The 21,199-nt window shown below is 42.3% G+C and carries 17 protein-coding genes; 12 read left to right on the top strand and 5 right to left on the bottom strand.

Annotated features, from left to right (window positions below; all coding sequences use genetic code 11):
- Nucleotides 1-5 precede the first annotated feature (5 nt).
- From purM to purD, 4 genes are all read left to right on the top strand, one after another.
- Entirely contained in the window at nt 6-1,046 is a 1,041-nt protein-coding gene (gene purM / locus RGB74_RS18385) for a phosphoribosylformylglycinamidine cyclo-ligase (protein WP_310760715.1), read from the top strand.
- The gene (gene purN / locus RGB74_RS18380) at nt 1,043-1,633 is read left to right on the top strand and encodes a phosphoribosylglycinamide formyltransferase (RefSeq protein ID WP_310760714.1); all 591 of its coding nucleotides are present in this window, start codon (nt 1,043-1,045) and stop codon (nt 1,631-1,633) included. The genes purM and purN overlap by 4 nt, the downstream gene beginning before the upstream one ends.
- Nucleotides 1,630-3,168, top strand: a complete 1,539-nt coding sequence (gene purH / locus RGB74_RS18375) for a bifunctional phosphoribosylaminoimidazolecarboxamide formyltransferase/IMP cyclohydrolase (protein ID WP_310760713.1) — start codon at nt 1,630-1,632, stop codon at nt 3,166-3,168. The genes purN and purH overlap by 4 nt, the downstream gene beginning before the upstream one ends.
- 293 nt (nt 3,169-3,461) lie before the next feature.
- Nucleotides 3,462-4,730, top strand: a complete 1,269-nt coding sequence (gene purD, locus RGB74_RS18370) for a phosphoribosylamine--glycine ligase (RefSeq protein WP_310760712.1) — start codon at nt 3,462-3,464, stop codon at nt 4,728-4,730.
- A gap of 154 nt (nt 4,731-4,884) precedes the next feature.
- Here purD and RGB74_RS18365 read toward each other — a convergent pair whose 3' ends face one another.
- Together RGB74_RS18365 and RGB74_RS18360 are read right to left on the bottom strand one after the other, a co-directional pair.
- Complete coding sequence (locus RGB74_RS18365; protein ID WP_310760711.1) at nt 4,885-6,159, bottom strand: MFS transporter; 1,275 nt, start codon at nt 6,157-6,159, stop codon at nt 4,885-4,887.
- A gap of 17 nt (nt 6,160-6,176) precedes the next feature.
- A complete protein-coding gene (locus RGB74_RS18360) occupies nt 6,177-6,437 on the bottom strand; it encodes a YgaP family membrane protein (protein WP_310760710.1) in 261 nt (86 codons plus the stop codon).
- A gap of 90 nt (nt 6,438-6,527) precedes the next feature.
- Between RGB74_RS18360 and RGB74_RS18355 the strand changes: the two genes are divergently transcribed.
- Genes RGB74_RS18355 through RGB74_RS18345 form a run of 3 tightly spaced genes read left to right on the top strand, consistent with a single transcriptional unit; the run spans nt 6,528 to nt 9,676 of the window.
- Nucleotides 6,528-8,276 carry an adenine deaminase C-terminal domain-containing protein gene (locus RGB74_RS18355; protein ID WP_310760709.1) on the top strand — a complete coding sequence of 583 codons (1,749 nt, stop codon included), beginning with the start codon at nt 6,528-6,530 and terminating at the stop codon, nt 8,274-8,276.
- A 48-nt stretch (nt 8,277-8,324) separates the two neighbouring features.
- Nucleotides 8,325-9,347, top strand: coding sequence for a DUF3048 domain-containing protein (locus RGB74_RS18350; protein ID WP_310760708.1), 1,023 nt, complete (start codon nt 8,325-8,327; stop codon nt 9,345-9,347).
- Between the two features lie 20 nt (nt 9,348-9,367).
- Nucleotides 9,368-9,676, top strand: coding sequence for a YerC/YecD family TrpR-related protein (locus RGB74_RS18345; protein WP_310760707.1), 309 nt, complete (start codon nt 9,368-9,370; stop codon nt 9,674-9,676).
- Nucleotides 9,677-9,980: 304 nt separating this feature from the next.
- On the opposite strand, the gene RGB74_RS18340 is transcribed toward RGB74_RS18345, so the two are convergent.
- From RGB74_RS18340 to RGB74_RS18330, 3 genes are all read right to left on the bottom strand, one after another.
- Nucleotides 9,981-10,628 (bottom strand): ArsR/SmtB family transcription factor, encoded by a 648-nt coding sequence (locus RGB74_RS18340; RefSeq protein ID WP_396135996.1) that lies wholly within the window; start codon nt 10,626-10,628, stop codon nt 9,981-9,983.
- A gap of 59 nt (nt 10,629-10,687) precedes the next feature.
- Nucleotides 10,688-11,947, bottom strand: coding sequence for an MFS transporter (locus tag RGB74_RS18335; protein ID WP_310760705.1), 1,260 nt, complete (start codon nt 11,945-11,947; stop codon nt 10,688-10,690).
- Between the two features lie 173 nt (nt 11,948-12,120).
- Nucleotides 12,121-12,675 carry a GNAT family N-acetyltransferase gene (locus RGB74_RS18330; protein WP_310762925.1) on the bottom strand — a complete coding sequence of 185 codons (555 nt, stop codon included), beginning with the start codon at nt 12,673-12,675 and terminating at the stop codon, nt 12,121-12,123.
- 282 nt (nt 12,676-12,957) lie between these two features.
- Here RGB74_RS18330 and RGB74_RS18325 point away from each other — a divergent pair, with 282 nt between their 5' ends.
- The 5 genes from RGB74_RS18325 to pruA all read left to right on the top strand — a co-directional run bounded on the left by RGB74_RS18325 (nt 12,958) and on the right by pruA (nt 21,061).
- Nucleotides 12,958-13,650 (top strand): heptaprenylglyceryl phosphate synthase, encoded by a 693-nt coding sequence (locus RGB74_RS18325; RefSeq protein ID WP_310760704.1) that lies wholly within the window; start codon nt 12,958-12,960, stop codon nt 13,648-13,650.
- 66 nt (nt 13,651-13,716) lie between these two features.
- Nucleotides 13,717-15,957, top strand: a complete 2,241-nt coding sequence (pcrA, locus tag RGB74_RS18320; protein WP_310762924.1) for a DNA helicase PcrA — start codon at nt 13,717-13,719, stop codon at nt 15,955-15,957.
- An 18-nt stretch (nt 15,958-15,975) separates the two neighbouring features.
- On the top strand, nt 15,976-17,982 hold the full coding sequence (ligA, locus tag RGB74_RS18315; RefSeq protein WP_310760703.1) for an NAD-dependent DNA ligase LigA: 2,007 nt from the start codon (nt 15,976-15,978) through the stop codon (nt 17,980-17,982).
- 39 nt (nt 17,983-18,021) lie between these two features.
- Nucleotides 18,022-19,236 (top strand): CamS family sex pheromone protein, encoded by a 1,215-nt coding sequence (locus RGB74_RS18310; protein ID WP_310760702.1) that lies wholly within the window; start codon nt 18,022-18,024, stop codon nt 19,234-19,236.
- 277 nt (nt 19,237-19,513) lie between these two features.
- Entirely contained in the window at nt 19,514-21,061 is a 1,548-nt protein-coding gene (pruA, locus tag RGB74_RS18305; RefSeq protein ID WP_310760701.1) for an L-glutamate gamma-semialdehyde dehydrogenase, read from the top strand.
- Nucleotides 21,062-21,199 lie beyond the last annotated feature (138 nt).

Raw genomic sequence — 21,199 nt, 5'->3', positions numbered from 1 at the left:
AAACGATGGCAGAAGCATATAAACAAGCAGGAGTGAACATCGAGGCAGGTTATGAAGCGGTAGATCGCATCAAGAAACATGCAATGCGGACGAAAAGACCCGAAGTGTTAGCAGGACTTGGAAGTTTCGGAGCGATGTTTGACCTGTCCGGTTTTTCACATAAAGAGCCAGTTCTCGTATCAGGAACTGACGGTGTTGGAACGAAGCTGATGCTCGCTTTTATGATGGATAAGCATGACACAATCGGTGTGGATGCGGTTGCCATGTGTGTGAACGACATTGTTGCTCAAGGAGCTGAACCGCTTTATTTTCTAGACTATATTGCTTGCGGCACGCTTCACCCAGAAAAGGTAGAACAGATCGTAAAAGGAATCGCAGACGGCTGCGAACAAGCGGGCTGTGCGCTCATTGGCGGAGAAACTGCTGAGATGCCTGGCATGTATAATGGCGAGGAGTATGACCTAGCCGGGTTTACAGTTGGAATCGCTGAAAAATCAAAGCTGATCAATGGAGGGAATGTTAGTGAGAACGACGTGCTGATCGGTATCGCGTCGAATGGATTGCACTCAAACGGTTTTTCTCTTGTGCGTAAAGTTTTATTAGAGAATGCAGGACTGGATTTGAAAGAGCAGTATGAAGGCTTTTCAAAACCGCTTGGAGAAGAGCTTTTAACTCCCACACGCATTTATGTGAAGCCGTTATTGGAAGTGCTTGATAAGTTTACTGTAAATGGTGTCGCACATATAACAGGCGGTGGGTTCATCGAAAATATTCCTCGCATGCTGCCTGAAGGATTAGCTGCAGAAATTGATTATGGTTCTTGGCCAGTTCCAGCTATTTTCGACTTGATCGAGAAAAAAGGAAGCCTCACACGCAAAGAGATGTTTACAACGTTCAATATGGGAATCGGGATGGTGCTTGCTGTTTCAGAAGAAAACATGCTGCCGATCATCCGTTCATTAGAGGAAACAGGTGAGAGACCATATATTATCGGACGAGTTAAAAAAGGGGAAGGCGTTATCTTTGGCGGAGGTTCCATCGAATGAGAAAGATAGCTGTATTTGCATCAGGCAGCGGCAGCAATTTTCAGTCACTTGCAGAAGCTGTTAATAATGGTACATTAGAAGCTGAAATTGAACTGGTAGTTTGTGATAAACCAGGGGCAAAAGTAATCGACCGTGCTCGAAAACTTAATATACCAGTCTATACGTTTGTACCTAACACTTTTGCAACAAAAGCTGCATTTGAGCAGGACATTGTTAATGAATTGAAAAAACACGATGTTGAGTGGATTGCTCTTGCTGGATACATGCGGCTGATTGGGGAAGTGCTATTAAACGCATATGAAGGAAGAATCATTAACATACATCCTTCATATTTGCCTGCTTTTCCTGGAAAAGATGCAGTAGGACAGGCGCTTTCAGCAGGCGTTTCAGAAACAGGCGTAACGATTCATTTCGTGGATAGCGGGATGGATACAGGTCCGGTTATCGATCAAGTTAAGATACCCGTATTGCCCGGCGATACGAGCGATACGCTGCAGCAAAGAATCCAGCAAGCAGAACATAAATTGTACCCGGCCATATTACACAAACTTTTACAAAAAGACACCATAGGAGGCATCGTACAATGACCATCAAACGAGCATTGATTTCCGTATCGGACAAGAACGGGTTAATTCCATTTGCAGAAAAATTAGCGAAACATGGTGTTGAAATCATTTCAACAGGCGGAACGAAAAAAGCACTTCAAGATGCAGACATTCCTGTAATCGGAATTTCAGAAGTAACGGGTTTTCCTGAAATTATGGATGGTCGTGTTAAGACACTTCATCCTAAAATTCACGGAGGGCTTCTTGCAGTTCGTGACAACGAAACACATCAAAAAGCAATGCAGGAAAACGAAATTGCACCGATCGATCTCGTTGTTGTTAATCTGTATCCATTTAAAGAAACGGTTGCGAAGGAAGATACAACATTCGCTGATGCGATTGAAAATATTGATATCGGCGGACCGAGCATGCTTCGTTCGGCAGCGAAAAATCATAGATATGTAACTGTTGTTGTTGATCCGAAAGATTATGAGAAGGTTGAGACTGAACTCGAAAATGCAGGTGCAGTAAGTGAAGAGACACGCCGCAGACTTGCAGCGAAAACTTTCCGTCATACAGCAGCTTATGATGCGTTAATTGCAGAATACCTAACAACAGCTGTAGAGGAAGTGCACCCAGAATCATATACGGTTACGTTTGAGAAAAAACAAGATCTTCGTTATGGCGAAAATCCTCATCAAAAAGCTGCATTTTATTCAAAACCATTGAGCGGAACACTTTCTCTAACAGATGCTGAACAGCTTCACGGAAAAGAACTTTCCTACAACAACATCAATGATGCAGATGCGGCTCTTTCAATCGTGAAGGAATTTACAGATCCTGCTGTTGTTGCGGTTAAACATATGAATCCATGTGGTGTAGGAACAGGAACATCCATTACGGAAGCATACACACGTGCATTTGAAGCAGATCCTGTTTCTATTTTTGGAGGCATTGTTGCATCAAACACTGAGGTTAATGCGGAAACTGCAGAGAAAATGGCTGAGATTTTCTTAGAGATCATAATTGCACCTTCATTTACAGAAGAAGCATTAGCGATTTTAACAAAAAAGAAAAACATCCGTTTATTGAAGCTCGATTTTACAGAAGGAAAAGGAATCGCAAAGAAAATCACGACGGTTGCAGGCGGGATGCTTGTGCAGGATGAAGACGTCTTTGGGCTTGATGATGCAAATGTAACGATACCTACAAAACGCCAGCCGACTGAACAAGAGTGGAAAGATCTTCGTCTTGCTTGGAAAGTTGTTAAGCACGTGAAATCAAACGCAATCGTTCTTGCGAAGGATGAAATGACGGTCGGAGTTGGAGCGGGGCAGATGAACCGTGTTGGAGCAGCGAAGATTGCAATAGAGCAAGCAGCTGAGCGTGCGAATGGTTCTGCATTAGGATCCGATGCGTTCTTCCCTATGGATGATACGGTGGAAGCGGCTGCACGCGCAGGTGTTACGGCTATTATTCAGCCAGGCGGATCGATTAAAGACGAAGATTCGATCAAAAAAGCCGATGAACATGGCATTACGATGGTGTTCACAGGCGTAAGACATTTTAAGCATTAATTTAGCAAGATTGTTTCGCATACTTTGTTGCTCTTGGAAGTGGTGGATTACGCTACAGGATGCTCGCTTTCCGCGGGGCGTGCGGTGAGCCACCTTGGCGCTTTGCACCGGAAAGTGTCTCACCTGTCCCGCTTATCCCGCTGGAGTCTCGCACCTTGCACTCCAATCCACTTGTCAATGATGAAAATGAACAAACACTAGCCAAATGCAACAATCTTATAGAAAAGAGCCTTTAGCAACAATCAACGACCATTTTTTCGGCCGTTTCAGCAATTCAAAAAGGAGGCACACTAATGAACGTTCTTGTTATCGGAAAAGGGGGACGTGAACATGCGCTCGTCTGGAAGTTTGCGAACAGTCCGAGCGTGTCCCAAGTTTATGCAGCACCCGGCAATCCTGGAATTGGAGCAGAAGCAACATGTGTACCGATCAATGAAAACGACATTGATGAGCTTATTCATTTTGCGCAATCAAAAGATGTTGTATTAACGTTTGTCGGACCAGAAGTACCTTTGCTTGAAGGAATCGTTGACCAGTTTCAGAAAGCTGGACTCGTCATTTTCGGTCCAACTCAAGCAGCTGCGCAAATCGAGGGCAGCAAGTCTTTTGCGAAGAACCTAATGAGCAAGTACGGCATTCCTACTGCAGACTCTGAAACATTTACGGAGTATGAACAAGCTCTTCAATATGTCAGAGAAAAGGGCGCACCGATCGTTATAAAAGCGGACGGACTCGCTGCTGGTAAAGGCGTTATCGTCGCTATGACATTAAAAGAAGCGGAAGAAGGCCTTTATGAACTCATGGTCGATAAACGCTTTGGTGAAGCAAGTGAAAAAGTTGTAGTCGAGGAATTTTTAGAAGGTGAAGAGTTTTCGCTCATGTCTTTTGTTCATGACGAAATCGTATTGCCGATGGAAATCGCTCAAGACCATAAGCGTGCCTTTGATGGTGATGAAGGACCGAATACAGGCGGAATGGGTGCGTATTCTCCAGTACCGCAAATCAGCAAATCAGCTGTGCAGCGTGCGATTGAAGAGATCGTTCTTCCAACCGTTTCTGCTATGAAAAAAGAAGGCACTCCTTTTACAGGTATTTTGTACGCTGGATTGATCTTAACGAATGACGGACCAAAAGTAATCGAGTTCAATGCGCGATTTGGGGATCCTGAAACACAAGTCATCCTGCCGAGACTGGAAAATGACCTCGCTGAATTGCTTCTTTCTTTGTTAAACGGAGAAAAAGTAGAGTTGAACTGGTCGGAAGAAGCGGTTCTGGGTGTCGTACTAGCTTCTAAGGGATATCCCGTATCTTCTTCTGAACCGGCTGTTATTAACGGACTCGAAAAAATTTCAGAATACTCAAATGTGTTTCATGCGGGAACAAAGGGTTTTCGCGATGAGCTGCAAACAAATGGCGGAAGAGTACTTTTAGTAGCATCTTCAGGAGCAACGCTAAGTGAAGCACAGAAAAACGTATACGAAGAAATGAAGAAAATATCATGCGGAGGTTCTTTTTATCGCAAAGATATTGGCCACAAAGCGATATCACATGTAACTTTTTAATCGGATGATTACTAAAGGATTGTGGTCTGTGAAAGGGAGCCTTTGAAATGAAGATGATTGGAGCGAGCATCCTGAAGAGGAGATCATCCATTCCTCTTTTTCATAGCAACACTAAAAATAAGGCTGACTAATTTGGTGAACTACACCTTATTGGTCAGCCTTCTTCTATTGGGTTTGGATGGGATGTTGCAGATTCTGTTTTTGGTGATGAAGTATTTTGGGAAATCTTTAGCGGCTGAATAACATTGAGCGGCTGCCACCTTTTTAAAAACTGCATTCCAATAAATATGACAAACCCAGCGGCAACATAGGTAATGTAAGGTGCTGCAGTAGTTCCACCAGAAGTTAATGAATAAAGCTTTCCACCTAAAAAGTTTCCGATTGCTTCACCAATACCCGTAAAAACACTTGCCAGTCCAAAGAACATGCCGAGAAAACGTGCGACTGAAAGCTGAGAAATAGCTGTATCAAGTGTTGGCATCAGCATCATCTCGCCGACAATGAAAATTAGACCTGTAAATACAAAGAAAAATAAAGTGCTGGCAAAATACAAGCTGCCTAGCGAAAGCCCGATGCAAATTGTTCCGATCCCAACAGCTGTAAGGGGATGGAGGTTGCGGATAATATTTTTCGTAATCAGCGTCTGAATAAGTATGACCGTGATGCTGTTGATGGTCCAGATGATGCTTATATCTTTTCCGTTTTTGAGAACGTCATCTGCACGCAGAGGAAGCACAAGGGCAAACTGAACATAAAGTGCCCACACAAATATAGTCCCGATTACAAACACTAGAAACGGCCCGTTTTTTATTGCCTTTTTATATTCGCCCCATTCTATGGGCTCACAATTTCCACCGCTGCAGCCTGCCGGAAGGAAGAACCAGCTAATTATGCTTGCGAGTCCGTAAATGACTGCAGCTGTAATAAAGATCATTCTGAAGTTGTCTGTGAATACGGCAAATACAGTCAATCCCGCGAGAGCCATCCCAATATTAGCGAAAATTCCTCTTAGCGAAAAAGCAGTCGATCTCATTTCTTCTTTTACGAGGGAAGAGATGAACGCTTTCGTAGAGGGAGCATTCAGACCGAGACCAAGTCCGCTGAATACAGCTGTCATCAAGATAAAAGGATACGTTGAAAAATAAGCAAAACCAAGCAAGCCCAGTGCACGAATGATGGCTCCGATCGCGATAATAAAGCGTCTGCCTGTCCGATCAGCCAGTATCCCTCCGACTATACTACCAGCTTGCATAAATACGGAGATGACAGCTAACGTAAAACCAATTTGTGAAGCACTTAGACCGGTTTCTTTTTTTAACAAAATAGGCAGTACCGGCAGAACAAGATATGATCCGAGATGGGTGATAAATACGACTATCAATAAACCCAGCAGCGGTTTGTTGCCTTTTAATAGAGAATGTGTCGGCATAAAAGTGCCTCCAAATATTAAGAAGGATTAAATGGTGAACCTTCTTTTGTGATGGTTCCGAGGTCCATGTTGTTCATCTCTTTCGTTTTGTGAAAAAGGTCTGTCATTGGACAATAACGTACGATGCCCTCTGCGACTTTCATAGCTGCCATCATGATCATAAGAATGTAAGACTCTTTATAAGGCTTGCGTGTGAGTTTTGCGGTGTAAACAGATAGCAGTGTTAAGCCTGCAATAATACGAATCATGCTGTTAATAAGACCGATATTTTGTTTCATAATGAGCTCCTTTCAAAATGTAAGTATTTTTCAGCTGAATATGGTATTCTTGAAAAAACGAAATTTTCAGAGAAGACAGGTGAATCCAACATGAACCAACACATCGCGTTTTGGACAAAAGCACAAATGCGCCAGCAAGTGGCCGTCATTCAAGGAGAAATGGCACCGTCACTTGTCTTGAAAAATGCTAACTACCTAAATACCGCACTAAAAAAATGGGTAAGAGCTAACATCTGGATACTTAATGACCGCATTGTATATGTCGGAGAAAACCTCCCTGCAATAAATGATGGTACTGAAATCGTTGATGTAGAAGGTCAATTTGTTGTGCCGGGTTACATTGAACCACATTGTCATCCATTTCAACTTTATAATCCCCAGACACTCTCTCGATATGCATTACAGCGTGGAACGTCTGTATTTTTATGTGATAACTTCATGCTTCTTTTTGAAATGAAAGTTTCGAAAGCGCTTTCTTTTATGGAAGACCTGAATAAACTGCCTGCAAATTTCTTTTGGTGGTGCCGTTATGACGCCCAAACAGAGCTTGCAGAAGAAGAGAATTATTTTTCGGAAAAGTCGATTAAACAGCTGCTTGATAATCCATATGTTTTACAAGGCGGAGAACTGACGAGCTGGCCGCGTGTTCTGCATGGAGATGACACGATTCTTCACTGGATGCTTCAGACGAAAAAAGCTGGAAAGAAAATCGAGGGCCACTTGCCGGGAGCATCTGAAAAAACGTTAACGGCCATGACACTATTAGGCGTTGATTGTGACCATGAAGCGATGACCGGAACAGAAGTGATGGACCGCTTGAATGCAGGGCTTCAAGTTTCTCTTCGCTATTCTTCTATACGTCCAGATCTGCCTAAGCTCTTGCGTCAAATGAAAGAAGAAGGCATCACGAATTTTGAGCGGATCTTTTTTACGACAGACGGGTCAACGCCTGCTTTCTATGAAGAAGGTGTCACAGATAAAATGCTTTCGATCGCACTCGATGCAGGAATCGACCCTGTTGATGCTTATATGATGGTTTCTTATAATGTGGCAAGGTATTACGGTATGGATCATCTGTTTGGAATGGTCGCTCCGGGCCGTGTTGCCCATTTAAATATTTTAGATCGTCCCGGAAATCCTCTTCCAGTCTCTGTTCTAGCAAAAGGTAAATGGATGAAGCGGGATGGTGAGGATGTCAGCAATGATGCAGATTTTGAGTTTGACTGGGATGGCCACGGAATACAGAAACGCAATATTAGCTGGGATTTAAATGACGAGGATTTTCAGTTTTCTGGCCTTCTTGGAATAGAAATGTACAACAGTGTGATCACTCGACCATATAATGTATCGGTCAATCCTTTTACAGAAGAGATTAACGAACAGTCGGATGAATGTTTTCTTATGCTCATCGACAAGGAAGGGAAATGGAGAACCAATACAATCGTAAAGGGCTTTGCAAAAAATCTGTACGGATTCGCAAGTTCGTATTCGAACACGGGAGATCTTCTCATCATCGGAAAAAGCAAAAAGGATATGCATCTCGCTTTTCAGCGCCTGAAGGAAATCGGCGGCGGGATCGTCCTTGCTGAAAAAGGAGAAATCATTCGAGAGATAAAACTCCCGCTAGCGGGAGGAATGTCGAATATTGCTATCGAACAACTAATAGAAGAAGAAAAAGCTCTTACAAGTGCTTTGCGTGAACGAGGCTATGCGTATGAAGATCCGATCTATTCATTGCTGTTCTTTTCTTCGACTCACTTGCCATATATCCGTATTACGCAAAGAGGCATTTACGATGTTAAAAAGAAAGGGTTACTCTTTCCTTCGATTATGCGTTAATATAGAAAAGGATTGGGCAAAATAATACGATACAAAGGTAGTGAGCCCATGAAAAAGCTGTACATGATCTTGATGTCTATCATTCTTTTATTTACATTGTCTGCCTGTAGGGACGGTAAGGAAAAAGAAACGGATAAAGGGAAACCGGAAAAAACGGAGACGTCTCATCAAAAGGATCCAGAAGAAACGTTCTCATCTATCTTTCCGCTTACTGGCATTGCAACGAATGAAGAAGTCGATAACCGGGCTGTTGCAGTCATGGTGAACAACCATTGGAAAGCACGTCCGCAATCTGGTCTTCATAAAGCTGACATCGTGTACGAAGTATTAGCTGAAGGGGAACTTACGCGTTTACTCGCTATTTTCCAAAGTGAAATGCCGGAGAAGGTTGGCCCTGTGCGAAGTGCGAGAGATTACTATATTGAGCTCAGCCAAGGGTACAACGCCATGTTTGTGGCTCATGGCTATAGTCCTGAAGCGAAACAAATTTTACAAAGCGGTACGGTCGATAACATTAATGGCATGGATTATGATGGAACATTGTTTAAACGGGCTGATTTTAGAAAGCCCCCTCACAACTCCTATATCACCTCTGAAAATATTAAAAAGGGGATGGAGAAAATTGGGGCAGAAGAGACCGATAAAATTGATATGCTGCCGTTTTTAACAAAAAGCAGCTCGGTCAGTATTGTCGGAAAAGATGCCCATGATGTGACGATCACATATCCTGGCGGAGAAACTGTAGGCTATACGTATAACGAGAAAAAGAAAACATACGCACGTTCGAGTGATAACGAACCAACTATAGATAGGGAAACCGAAATTCCTATCACGCTAAGCAATGTATTTATTGTAGAAGCTGCTCACCGTGTTATCGATGATGCTGGAAGACGTGAAATTAATTTAACGTCTGGCGGAGATGCCATTCTGCTGCAGAACGGTGTCGCTCAAGAAATTAAATGGAAAAACGAGAATGGAAGAATCGTTCCTGATGGAGGAGCTTTCATTCCGGGAAAAACATGGATTAACATTGTGCCGAGTGGTATGGCAAATTCGGTAAAGATGCAATAGAAAAAAGGAGTGCATGTTTCATGCAAATTGATAAACTACGTGGAAAAGCGCTAGATCAGCTATTTGAATCTGTTCTTTCGCTGAAGGATATGGAAGAATGCTATCGATTCTTTGATGACCTTTGTACGATGAACGAGATTCAATCCCTGGCACAAAGACTAGAAGTGGCCCGCATGCTGCGTGATGGAAAGACGTATCACAAGATCGAAACAGAAACAGGAGCAAGCACAGCGACGATCTCCCGAGTAAAACGCTGCTTGAACTTTGGAAACGACACTTACGCGATGGTGCTTGAACGTGTTCATACAGAGGAAGAAAAAACGAAATAAATGGAAAAAGGAAAAAACCTGCCTGTTGGCAGGTTTTTTTTGTTGTGAGGACTTGGTGTTGTAGGTAATTCGCCTCGAAATTTGTCGTTCGATGTCGGTTCGTGGTTATCTGAAGTAAAAGTGTGGTAATCCTACTTGAAATTGTGGGATTACCACGGATTTTTATGGGATTATCCAACAAAAGTGTGGGATTGAAGCAAAAAAAGTACCGAGTGCCTCCCAACTGTTTAAAAAGAACAGTTTCGGCGTCCGAACCTGCACCTTTAACATGTAAAAAACCTGTATGTTTACAGGTTTTCACGATTTATTCTTCTTTCTTATCATCCGATTCGATGAGACCCAGTGCTTCAGCATCTTCTATCCGATAGCTGATGAGGACGTACTGGTAGGTTCCTTCTTCATCATCTCTCACATCTTTCGGAATCTCTGGCCACGTTTCTTGCATGTCCTCGTTTTTACCCATTGCTTTCATAATCGGTTCAATAGTTTTTCGCCATTCCCGTGATGTCATTTTTGATGATGAAGTATCAATAGAAACTTGATAAGGCAGCTTATCAAAGGTTTTACCATCTTTTTTCTCTGTTTTAATCTTTTCGAGTGCCTTTTGGTACATTTGCAAGCCTGGATCGAGACGCTGGTGCATCAAGGCAAGCGCCATTTCAACATGCTCGGCTTGTTCTTCGATGTTTCCTTTATAAATCACATCACTGAAATTTACGGATTTGTAGTATTTTTCGGTAAGATTCCCTAACTGCCGCGTTTCTGCAACCTCGAGCAGCTCTGCCTTTACTAATAGTTTTACATGATAGTAGAGACGGATCGGTTCCTCTCCCATTTGTTCAGCCAAATATTTAACGGTAACGGGTTTTTCCGATGCGAGATGAAGAATCCGGTTGCGCCTTGGATCTGATAGAATCTTCATCAACTCCATCGATAATATTTTCCACTTCACAATCATGCCTCCGCATACAAAATCTTTTCTCTAGGATAACACAATTGGTTAATTTTAGATTAATTTATCGTCCAAACAATCTTTACTTTCAATAATACAAATAAGACAAAAAGAGACATGATGGAGCACGAAATCAGCATGATATGTGAGATTGCTATGTTGAAAGAGAGCAGAGAAGATACAATTGCAAAAGACAATGGTGCAAGTCCTGCAGAAGAGGTTGCCATTAAGCTTTGAACCCTCCCCATCATTTTTGGATCGACGAGTTCTTGGGTAAGGGACGGGCTGATGATGTTGCTGATTGAAAGACAAAACCCTGAAACGATAAGGATGGAGATGCCTTGCCACAAGGAATTGATCTGGCTTAAGCATGCGCACAATAATCCTAAGGCAAAAACTAAGGACAGACTCGTAACGGCCCGCTTTTTACGAAGGTTGAGAATGCCGATCAAAATGGCACCGGATATCATCCCGATTGCGAGTGAGCTTTCTAGATAGCTAAGTACAAGAGCATCGCCTTTCAAGAAATCTTTTACAAGGATAGGAAGCCCGATATTCATAGGACCGACTAAGAAAAGGTTTACGACCACCGTCGTGCCCATTGTTACAAGCAAGTAAGGGATACCTTTTACATAAATGATACCTTCTTTTAGATCATGAAAAAAAGTTTTATCGTTTTCTTTTTTAGAAGCTCCTTCACTAGCTTCTTCGTTCATATTTCGAACTAATAAGGCACTTGCAAGGAGTAATATACCGGCTAGTGCGAAGGTTTCTTCAAATGACCTGAATTTCATCATAAAACCTGCAATCGCTGGAGCTATCAAAAAGGTCATCTGATTTGTTGTCTGCATGATAGAGTTTGCCCGGGTGATCTGTTCCTTGCTGATGATTGCGGGAATTAAGGAATTGCTTGCTGGCCAGAAAAAGGCATCAAGTACACCGAAACAAAAGGCGAAAATAGCAAGCATCCAAATATTCATGATATTCAGGTACAGAAGGAGAGCCAAAGAGAATATGATTGATCCCCTTATCAGGTTCACAATAAACAAAACTTGAGATCGTTTCCCCCGGTCAGCAAGTACACCGCCAAACATCATAAAAATAACACGTGGAAGTGTCGTCATCATCATGATGATCCCAAGCCACACTTTCAAATTTAACCCGTCAACAACAAACCAGGACTCTGTCGTTAAATAAATCGAGAACGCCATGCTGGAAAATGCAGAAGCCAGCCATAAAAAAATAAACGGTTTGCTCCTGAATAAAGAGTTGTGTACAGTCACTGATTCATAACTTTGTAAACCTTTTTCAAGTTCCACTAATAAACCCCCCACTAAAATAAATTACATCATTGTAAATATTTTTAATCATTGTAATTTATTTTAATGACAATGGATGAATTTGTAAATAGTCATTTAAAAAAATTTTAATGACTAATGAAAAATCCTTTCTGCATGTAGATCATGCAAAAAGGATTATCTTTTATAAAAGGTCACCAAGAATATCCTAAACTGCGCTCAAATTCGTCTTTTATCATGCTCATTTGCACTTGATCGCGGCATTGTCCGCGTATCCACTCGGCTTTACGGACGATGCCTTCTTGTACAAAACCGACCCGTTGTGCAAGTTTTACACTTCTTTCGTTATTTACAGCGGCTCTCAGCTCGATCCGATTTAATCCAAGTGTGTAGAAAGCGTACATAAGCATACTCCGAACAGCTCGGTGCGCGATTCCTCGGCCTTCAAACCCAGCACCGACCCAATAGCCCAGCATGCCGGACTGGTTGTGCCATTTTAGATCATACAAAGCGACTGAACCTGCAACTTGTCCTCGGCACCAAATAAAAAGAACAATGTCGGTTTGTTCTTTCATTTTTTTGTTAACGGTTTTGATGAACTGTTTCATCTCATTATTCGTCTGTGTATAGTCCACCCAGCCGATCCATGGGCCAAGGTGATGACGCGACTGATCCAACAACATTAAAATAGATTCAGATTCTTTCACATCTGGCTGTTTTAACATGACTTCTTCGTCAATTTGCCACATTAGCACGGCTGAACCTCCCCTAAACGAGTATGAACTTCACAATCTTTCCACATGATGAATCATAGAGTGAGAACTTTATTTTTGTTATAATGCAGAAGTACACAAAACGGTCTGCTATATCTGGCAGACACGGACTTTTTTACTTACAGATTAGATAACTTGTCAGAAGAAGGTTAATCAGCTGAAGGAGACAAGTTTAAGGCTGTAGTATAAGTGCAGCTAAGGCTGAACGATAAGGCTTTGTATCAGCTAAGTTTTCTTTTATATGAAAGGAAGAACACGATGTTTGATTATAGAAAATGGAAGCATGTGTTTAAGCTTGACCCAGATAAAGAGATTAGTGACAGTAACCTCGAGATTGTTTGCGAGAGTGGAACGGACGCTGTCATTGTAGGCGGCTCTGAAGGAGTGACGCTTGATAACACGCTCGATCTTTTATCACGGATCCGCAGATTTGCTGTTCCATGTGTGCTCGAAGTTTCAAACATAGAATCACTCACACCAGGGTTTGATTTTTACTATATTCCAACCGTTTTAAACGCGAAGGATGCTAATTTCATAACGGGTCTTCACACACAAGCATTAAAAGAGTTTGGCGATATTATGAATTGGGATGAGATCATTACGGAAGGCTATTGCATCGTGAACCCAGACTGCAAAGCGGCTGAACGTTCAAAAGCGGATGCAAGTCTAACAGCAGATGATGTTGTAGCATATGCCCGCTTGGCTGAAAAAATGTTTCAGCTTCCCATCTTTTATTTGGAATACAGCGGGATGTATGGTGATCCGGAGATTGCGAAAAAAGTGAAACATACGCTCGAAAATACTGTTTTTTATTATGGCGGAGGAATCACAACACCTGAACAGGCAGCCGAGATGGCAGAACACGCCGATACCGTTGTTGTCGGTAATATCATTTATGACGATCTGAACGCTGCGATCAAAACTGTAGAAGCGGTAAAGGACAGAAGTTGAAAAAATATAGAAAATAAGAGAAAATAAAATAAGAATATACGTTCGGGCGGTGAATGGAAAATGAGTATGCATCAATTGATTGAAAAACTATTAACAGGGTTGAACCCAGAGCAAAAAGAGGCAGTAAAACATACAGACGGGCCATTGCTCTTAATGGCTGGAGCGGGAAGCGGTAAGACGCGCGTTCTGACACACAGAATCGCGTATTTAATGATGGAAAAAGAAGTGGCGCCATGGAACATTCTGGCGATCACGTTCACAAACAAAGCAGCAAGAGAAATGAAGGAACGTGTTGCGAAGATTACAGGTCCAGTGGCAGAAGAAATCTGGATTTCAACGTTTCACTCGATGTGCGTTAGAATTTTGCGCCGTGATATCGATAGAATCGGATTTAACCGAAACTTCACGATTTTAGATGCGACAGATCAATTATCGGTCGTAAAAGCGGTTTTGAAAGATTTAAACTATGATCCTAAGAAATATGAACCAAGAGGAATCTTAAGCCAAATCTCTTCATTGAAAAATGAACTGAAAACAGCAGCTGATTTTGCGAAAGTAGCGAACGGTCATTTTGAAGGTGTCGTAAAAGAAGTTTATGAAAACTATGAAAAGCGCTTAAGAAAGAATCAGGCGCTTGATTTTGATGACCTTATCATGACGACGATTCAATTGTTTGCGAAAGTACCTGAAGTGCTGGAATTTTATCAGCGCAAGTTTCAATATATTCACGTGGATGAGTATCAGGATACGAACCGTGCGCAGTACATGCTCGTTAAAATGCTGGCAGACCGTTTCCGCAACCTTTGTGTTGTAGGGGATTCTGATCAGTCTATTTATGGATGGCGCGGTGCGGATATTGCTAACATTTTATCCTTTGAAAAAGATTATGATGATGCAAAAGTAATCTTGCTGGAACAAAACTATCGTTCAACGAAAAAGATTCTGCAAGCGGCGAATAAAGTCATTGAAAACAACATGAACCGCAAGCCGAAGAATCTTTGGACAGATAATATGGATGGAGCACAAATTACGTATTACCAAGGGGACGACGAGCAGGGAGAAAGCTTTTATGTAACAGGTAAAATCCGTGAAGCCGTCTCTGCCGGGAAACGTTCATACAATGATGTTGCGATTCTTTATCGTACGAATGCACAATCGCGTGTTATTGAGGAAGTTTTAATGAAATCGAACATTCCTTATAACATCGTCGGCGGCACGAAGTTCTATGACAGAAAAGAGATTAAAGACATTCTTGCGTATCTTCGTCTCATCTCAAACCCGGACGATGACATCAGCTTACAGCGAATCATTAATGTACCGAAACGCGGAATCGGTGCATCATCCGTCGATAAAGTGGCTCAATATGCTGCGTTGAATGATTTATCCATGTATCAAGCATTGCAAGAAGTGGAGCAGATCGGTTTAACGGCACGGGCTGCCAACACGCTGAAAGAATTTGCCGAGCAGATCACGAACTGGACGCGGCAGCAAGAATATTTATCTGTAACAGAGCTTGTTGAAGAAGTACTCGATAAAACAGGCTACAGAGAAGTGTTAAAGGCAGAAAAAACAATCGAAGCACAAAGCCGTTTAGAAAATATTGATGAATTCATCTCCGTTACGAATGATTTTGAAAAGAAACAAGAAGATAAGTCACTGATTGCTTTTTTAACAGATTTAGCGCTTGTAGCGGATATTGATAAGCTTGATGAAGACCCGAATGAAGAGAAGCCGAAAGAAGCGGTTGTACTCATGACGCTTCACTCAGCAAAAGGTCTTGAGTTCCCGATGGTCTTCCTAATGGGGCTGGAAGAAGGGGTATTCCCTCATAGCCGTGCATTGTTTGAAGAAAACGAGATGGAAGAAGAGCGCCGCCTCGCATACGTTGGAATCACACGTGCTGAAGAAGAACTCTTCCTGACAAATGCAAGAATGCGTACATTATACGGCCGTACGACGACGAACCCGGAATCTCGTTTTATCGCGGAAATTCCGAGTGAACTACTAGAATCAGAAGTGAAAGACAAGCCTTCTGTACCATGGGGTTCATCTGCTCGTTCTGGCGGAGGATCAACGCCTTCCTTCATGAGTCCGAAAAAGAAAACCGTAACACCTGTCTACCAATCTTCCGGCGGAGAAAAACTGGCTTGGAGAGTTGGGGACAAAGTGAAGCATCGCAAATGGGAAACAGGAACAGTCGTGAGTATGCGTGGTGAAGGAGATTCACTCGAGCTTGATATCGCGTTCCCTCAGCCTGTCGGTGTAAAAAGATTGCTGGCGAAATTCGCCCCTATCGAAAAAGCGTAATTGAAGGAGTGAAAAGGGTTGAACGAAGAACGTGCGAAAGAACGAGTCCTGGAACTCCGGGAGCTTTTAGAAAAATATAGTTACGAATATCATGTGCTGGACAAACCGACCGTCCCTGATGCGGAATACGACCAGCTTTTACAAGAACTGATCGAGCTAGAAAATAACCACCCAGAACTGCATGACGAGCATTCACCTACAGTACGTGTAGGTGGTGCCGTTTTGGATTTCTTTGTAAAGGTAGAACACACTGTTCCGATGCTTAGCCTTGGAAATGCATTTAACGACCAAGATCTTCGTGATTTTGACCGCCGTGTACGTGAAGGTGTTGGGGATAACGTAACGTATGTTGCTGAACTGAAAATTGATGGTCTCGCGGTTTCACTTACTTATGAAAACGGAAAATTCATTCGGGGAGCAACACGCGGAGATGGCACAATCGGAGAAGACATTACGAACAATTTAAAGACAATTCGTTCCATTCCTTTTAAGCTGAAAGAAAATGTGATGCTCGAAGTGCGCGGGGAAGCGTTTATGCCGAAGAAATCTTTTCAGAAGCTGAATGAAAAGCGTGAAGAAGAAGGTCAGGAACTGTTTGCGAATCCTAGAAATGCAGCGGCAGGATCGCTGCGTCAGCTGGATCCAAAAATTGCGGCAAGCCGTAACCTCGATATCTTTTTATACGGAGTAGGAAAGCTGGAAGGCCATTCGGTAGATTCGCATGATGAGAGTTTGAAATTTTTAAGCCACCTTGGATTCAAAACAAATCCTGAGTGGAAAAAGTGTGAAAACATCGACGAAGTGATTGATTTTGTGAACGGCTGGCAGGAAAAACGGCCAGACCTCCCATATGAAATCGACGGTATCGTTATTAAAGTCAATTCTCTTTATCAGCAAGAAGAATTAGGTTTTACAGCGAAAAGTCCGCGCTGGGCGACTGCATATAAGTTTCCTGCTGAGGAAGTAGTGACAAAGCTTGAAGGCATCGAGCTGAGTGTCGGACGTACAGGTGTTGTAACGCCAACTGCCTTGCTTCAGCCTGTTTTAGTAGCAGGAACGACGGTGAAGCGCGCTTCACTACATAATGAGGATTTAATTCGCGAAAAAGACATCAAGATCGGTGATTATGTGGTCGTGAAAAAAGCCGGCGACATTATCCCGGAAGTTGTGAATGTCATTACAGAGCGCCGAACAGGAGACGAAACAGATTTTCATATGCCAACAGAGTGTCCAGAATGCGAAAGTAAGCTTGAACGCCTGGAAGGGGAAGTGGCATTACGCTGTTTGAACCCGCAATGTCCTGCTCAGATCCGAGAAGGATTCATTCACTTTGTTTCACGTAATGCAATGAATATTGATGGACTTGGTGAAAAAGTAGTAGCGCAGCTTTTTAAGGAAAAGCTGATTGATAATGTTGCAGATTTGTACAAATTAGATCGTGATAAACTATTAGAATTAGAACGTATGGGAGAAAAATCGGCAGATAATCTGCTTGCTGCCATCGAAAAATCAAAAGAAAATTCATTAGAGCGACTTCTTTTTGGACTTGGAATCCGTCATGTAGGAGCGAAAGCGGCAAAGACGATCGCGCAGCGCTTTGAAACGATTGAAGCAATAATGACTGCCGAAAAAGAAGAACTGCTCTCAGTTGAAGAAATCGGTGAAAAGATGGCCGAGTCAATTGTTCTCTATTTTTCTAAGCCAGAAGTGAAAGAACTGATGGACGAGCTTCGTGACCTTGGTGTGAATATGACGTACAAAGGACCGAAACTTGTAAAAGCAGAAGACTTAGACACGCCATTTGCTGGAAAAACCGTCGTATTAACAGGAAAACTTTCGATTTTAACAAGAAATGATGCGAAAGAAAAATTAGAGCGCTTAGGAGCGAAAGTGACAGGAAGCGTGAGTAAAAATACTGATATGCTGATTGCCGGAGAAGATGCTGGATCCAAACTTGATAAAGCAAAATCACTAGGCGTTGAAGTATGGGATGAGCAGCAACTGATTGATGAGCTTAATAAATAAGATGAGCAGGAGCTTAGCATAACTAGAGGAGTGTCCGTAATGATCAAACGGGTTAGCCTTTTATCCTTAAGTCTTTTACTGCTTTTAACTGGCTGTTTTGGTAAAGATGAGCTGGAAAAAGAAGAGAAGGTTGTACAGGAGAAGGGGAAGAAAGACGAAAAGGCAATAATCACTGGAGAAATCAACACAGGGGAAAAATATTACCGAAGCATTTTTCCTTTTGAACCAGGTGGTGCGCGTGGTGTAATTCGTTTTGGGGTCGATAACCGGCTGGATATTAACGAATTTGAAATGGGCTTGATGCGTGTTGCTCAAGAAACGTTCAGTACAGATAAATACTTTTTTCAAGAAGGCCAATTTTTGAATGAATCTACGGTAACCAATTGGCTGAAAAGAGCCGATGAAAAATCGAATAAAAGCAAAAGTGATTTTAATCAAAAAGGATTAAACCCAGCACTCGGTGTGAAAATCAATGAAAATGATCCGAAGTATACCGATAATTTGCTAGAGGCAAATAAGAAAAACCCGAAGTACCTTTCTTATGTTTTAGAGCACAACTATCTTGTTCAGAGTGGAGATGGAAAAGTTAAACTCGGCGGTGTGGTTGTTGGTTTATCTTTTAACTCAACATACTACTATGATGCAAAAGACAAGGCAGGTTTGATTTATCCAGGCCAAGTGAAGCTGGACCGTAATAAGGTTAAGGCTGAAGCGAAAAAAATGGCAGGTGAGGTTGCAAGCCGTCTGCGCTCAAATCCTAAACTGCAAGATGTTCCAATCGTTATTGCTCTTTATCAAGAGGAAGAACGTGATTCCGTAACGCCTGGAAACTTTTTTGGAGCAGGTGTTGTGAAAAAAGGAAGCAACAGTGTTAGTTCATGGGAAGACGTGAATGAAGACTACGTTCTGTTCCCGTCAAGTGCAGCTTCCAAAAATAAACGTGATGATTATGAGAAATTTAATTCGTTTAAAGCGAAAGTTCAGCAATACTTTCCGAACTTTATCGGTGTCATCGGAAGAGGATTCTACAAAGATGGGAATTTAGAGCGAATGTCTGTGGAAATTCCGGTTCAATTCCGCGGCAAAGCAGAACTTATCTCTTTTACCCAATTTGTGGCCACTTCTGCTTTAGACGAGCTGCCGAACGTTCCGATTGAGGTTTATATTAACTCAGCCGTCGATCAGCCAGAGGCTTTGATCGTAAAAGACGAAACGACTCAGGACGAGCCGTTCGTTCATATTTATCGTAAATAATGATTTGCATGAGACCCGCTAAAGTTTTCAGCGGGTCTTTTATTGGTGAATGGGTTCGATACATATTTATTCGTTTTTTAAAACAGAATTTTCCTCTGAATGTGGAAAAACTTAATTAATCATTCAGCAAGAAGTAAGAAGATGCACAATGACGCTTTTTCATCGAAATATTAAGTATTCTGACTATTTCTGATTGTTTGAACAAAAGTAATGGATAATGTAGAATATACGTGGGTTAACCAATTTTGAAACCGCTTTAATAGGAGGGGGATATATTATGACACGTGAATACCGTCATGAACCATTTATGGATTTTTCAGTTCCTGCAAACAAGGAAGCTTATGAAAAAGGTTTGAAGCTAGTAAATTCTGACCTAGGTAAAGAATATCCGCTTGTTATCGGAAGTGAAAAAGTAACAACCGATGAAAAAATCGTTTCTATAAATCCAGCAAACAAAGAAGAAGTGATTGGATCTGTTTCCAAAGCTACTCAAGATCATGCTGAACAAGCGATGCAAGCTGCTTTAACTGCATTTGAATCTTGGAAGAAGTGGGATCCTGAGCACCGCGCGAACATCTTGTTCCGTGCTGCAGCAATCATTCGCCGCCGTAAGTATGAGTTCTCTGCAATGCTTACAAAAGAAGCAGGTAAGCCATGGAGAGAAGCAGATGCTGACACAGCTGAAGCAATTGATTTCCTTGAATACTATGCTCGCCAAGCGATAAAGCTTAAAGCTGGTCAGCCAGTTGTAAGCCGTGATGGTGAAATCAACAAATTTAACTATATCCCATTAGGAGTAGGTATCGTTATCTCTCCATTTAACTTCCCGTTCGCGATCATGGCAGGTACAACTGTTGCAGCGATCGTTGGCGGAAACTCTGTACTTCTTAAGCCAGCTAACTCTACACCAGTTATTGCTGCGAAATTCGTAGAAGTTATGGAAGAAGCAGGTCTTCCTGCAGGCGTACTTAACTTTGTTCCAGGTAGCGGAGCAGAGATCGGTGACTACCTAGTAGACCACCCGAAAACTCGTTTTGTATCCTTCACAGGTTCTCGTGAAGTAGGCTGCCGCATTTATGAGCGTGCAGCTAAAGTACAGCCTGGACAAATCTGGCTGAAGCGTGTAATTGCTGAAATGGGCGGAAAAGACACAGTCGTTGTTGACCGTGATGCTGATCTTGACTTAGCAGCAAGCTCAATCGTGTACTCTGCGTTCGGATTCTCCGGACAAAAATGTTCTGCTGGATCTCGTGCAGTTATCCACCAAGACGTTTACGATGAAGTTCTAGAAAAAGCAGTAGCTTTAACGAAAACATTAACTATGGGAAGCCCAGAAGAAGTTGGCACTTACATGGGGCCAGTAATCGACCAAGCTTCTTTCAATAAAATCATGAAATACATCGAAATCGGAAAAGAAGAAGGTCGTTTGATGACTGGTGGGGAAGGCGACGACTCTAAAGGTTACTTCATTCAGCCAACAATCTTTGCTGATGTAGATGAAAAAGCTCGTTTGATGCAAGAAGAAATTTTCGGACCAGTTGTAGCCGTAAGTAAAGCACGTGACTTCGATCACATGATGGAAATCGCAAACAACACAGACTACGGTCTAACTGGAGCACTTCTTTCAAACAACCGTGAAAACATTGAGCGCGCACGCGAAGAGTTCCACGTAGGTAACTTCTACATCAACCGTGGATGTACAGGTGCTATTGTTGGATACCAGCCGTTCGGCGGATTCAACATGTCTGGGACTGACTCAAAAGCAGGCGGACCAGACTACCTAATCCTTCACATGCAAGCAAAAACAACTTCAGAAACACTTTAATTAGTTGATCGAAAAGCCTTTCCTTTTTTAAGGGAGAGGCTTTTTTTCATTAAGAAGGTGTTTAGGTGCGATTGCCTGATTGAGGTTGGCGCGTGTGTCGAATTTTATCGAATTGCGATTATGTTTAGCATTTTTGTG

It is taken from the genome of Bacillus sp. NEB1478, from assembly GCF_031582965.1.
Taxonomy (GTDB): Bacteria; Bacillota; Bacilli; order Bacillales; family Fictibacillaceae; genus Fictibacillus.
This window is presented reverse-complemented; position numbering and strand designations above follow the sequence as displayed.

Excerpts from the sequence above, each read along its gene's own strand:
- purH (WP_310760713.1), top strand. The coding sequence starts at position 1,630 with ATGACCATCAAACGAGCATTGATTTCCGTATCGGACAAGAACGGGTTA.
- RGB74_RS18365 (WP_310760711.1), bottom strand. The coding sequence starts at position 6,159 with ATGCCGACACATTCTCTATTAAAAGGCAACAAACCGCTGCTGGGTTTA.
- RGB74_RS18310 (WP_310760702.1), top strand. The coding sequence starts at position 18,022 with ATGATCAAACGGGTTAGCCTTTTATCCTTAAGTCTTTTACTGCTTTTA.
- purD (WP_310760712.1), top strand. The coding sequence starts at position 3,462 with ATGAACGTTCTTGTTATCGGAAAAGGGGGACGTGAACATGCGCTCGTC.
- RGB74_RS18355 (WP_310760709.1), top strand. The coding sequence starts at position 6,528 with ATGAACCAACACATCGCGTTTTGGACAAAAGCACAAATGCGCCAGCAA.
- pcrA (WP_310762924.1), top strand. The coding sequence starts at position 13,717 with ATGCATCAATTGATTGAAAAACTATTAACAGGGTTGAACCCAGAGCAA.
- RGB74_RS18345 (WP_310760707.1), top strand. The coding sequence starts at position 9,368 with ATGCAAATTGATAAACTACGTGGAAAAGCGCTAGATCAGCTATTTGAA.
- RGB74_RS18330 (WP_310762925.1), bottom strand. The coding sequence starts at position 12,675 with ATGTGGCAAATTGACGAAGAAGTCATGTTAAAACAGCCAGATGTGAAA.
- RGB74_RS18360 (WP_310760710.1), bottom strand. The coding sequence starts at position 6,437 with ATGAAACAAAATATCGGTCTTATTAACAGCATGATTCGTATTATTGCA.
- pruA (WP_310760701.1), top strand. The coding sequence starts at position 19,514 with ATGACACGTGAATACCGTCATGAACCATTTATGGATTTTTCAGTTCCT.
- purN (WP_310760714.1), top strand. The coding sequence starts at position 1,043 with ATGAGAAAGATAGCTGTATTTGCATCAGGCAGCGGCAGCAATTTTCAG.
- purM (WP_310760715.1), top strand. The coding sequence starts at position 6 with ATGGCAGAAGCATATAAACAAGCAGGAGTGAACATCGAGGCAGGTTAT.
- RGB74_RS18350 (WP_310760708.1), top strand. The coding sequence starts at position 8,325 with ATGAAAAAGCTGTACATGATCTTGATGTCTATCATTCTTTTATTTACA.
- RGB74_RS18325 (WP_310760704.1), top strand. The coding sequence starts at position 12,958 with ATGTTTGATTATAGAAAATGGAAGCATGTGTTTAAGCTTGACCCAGAT.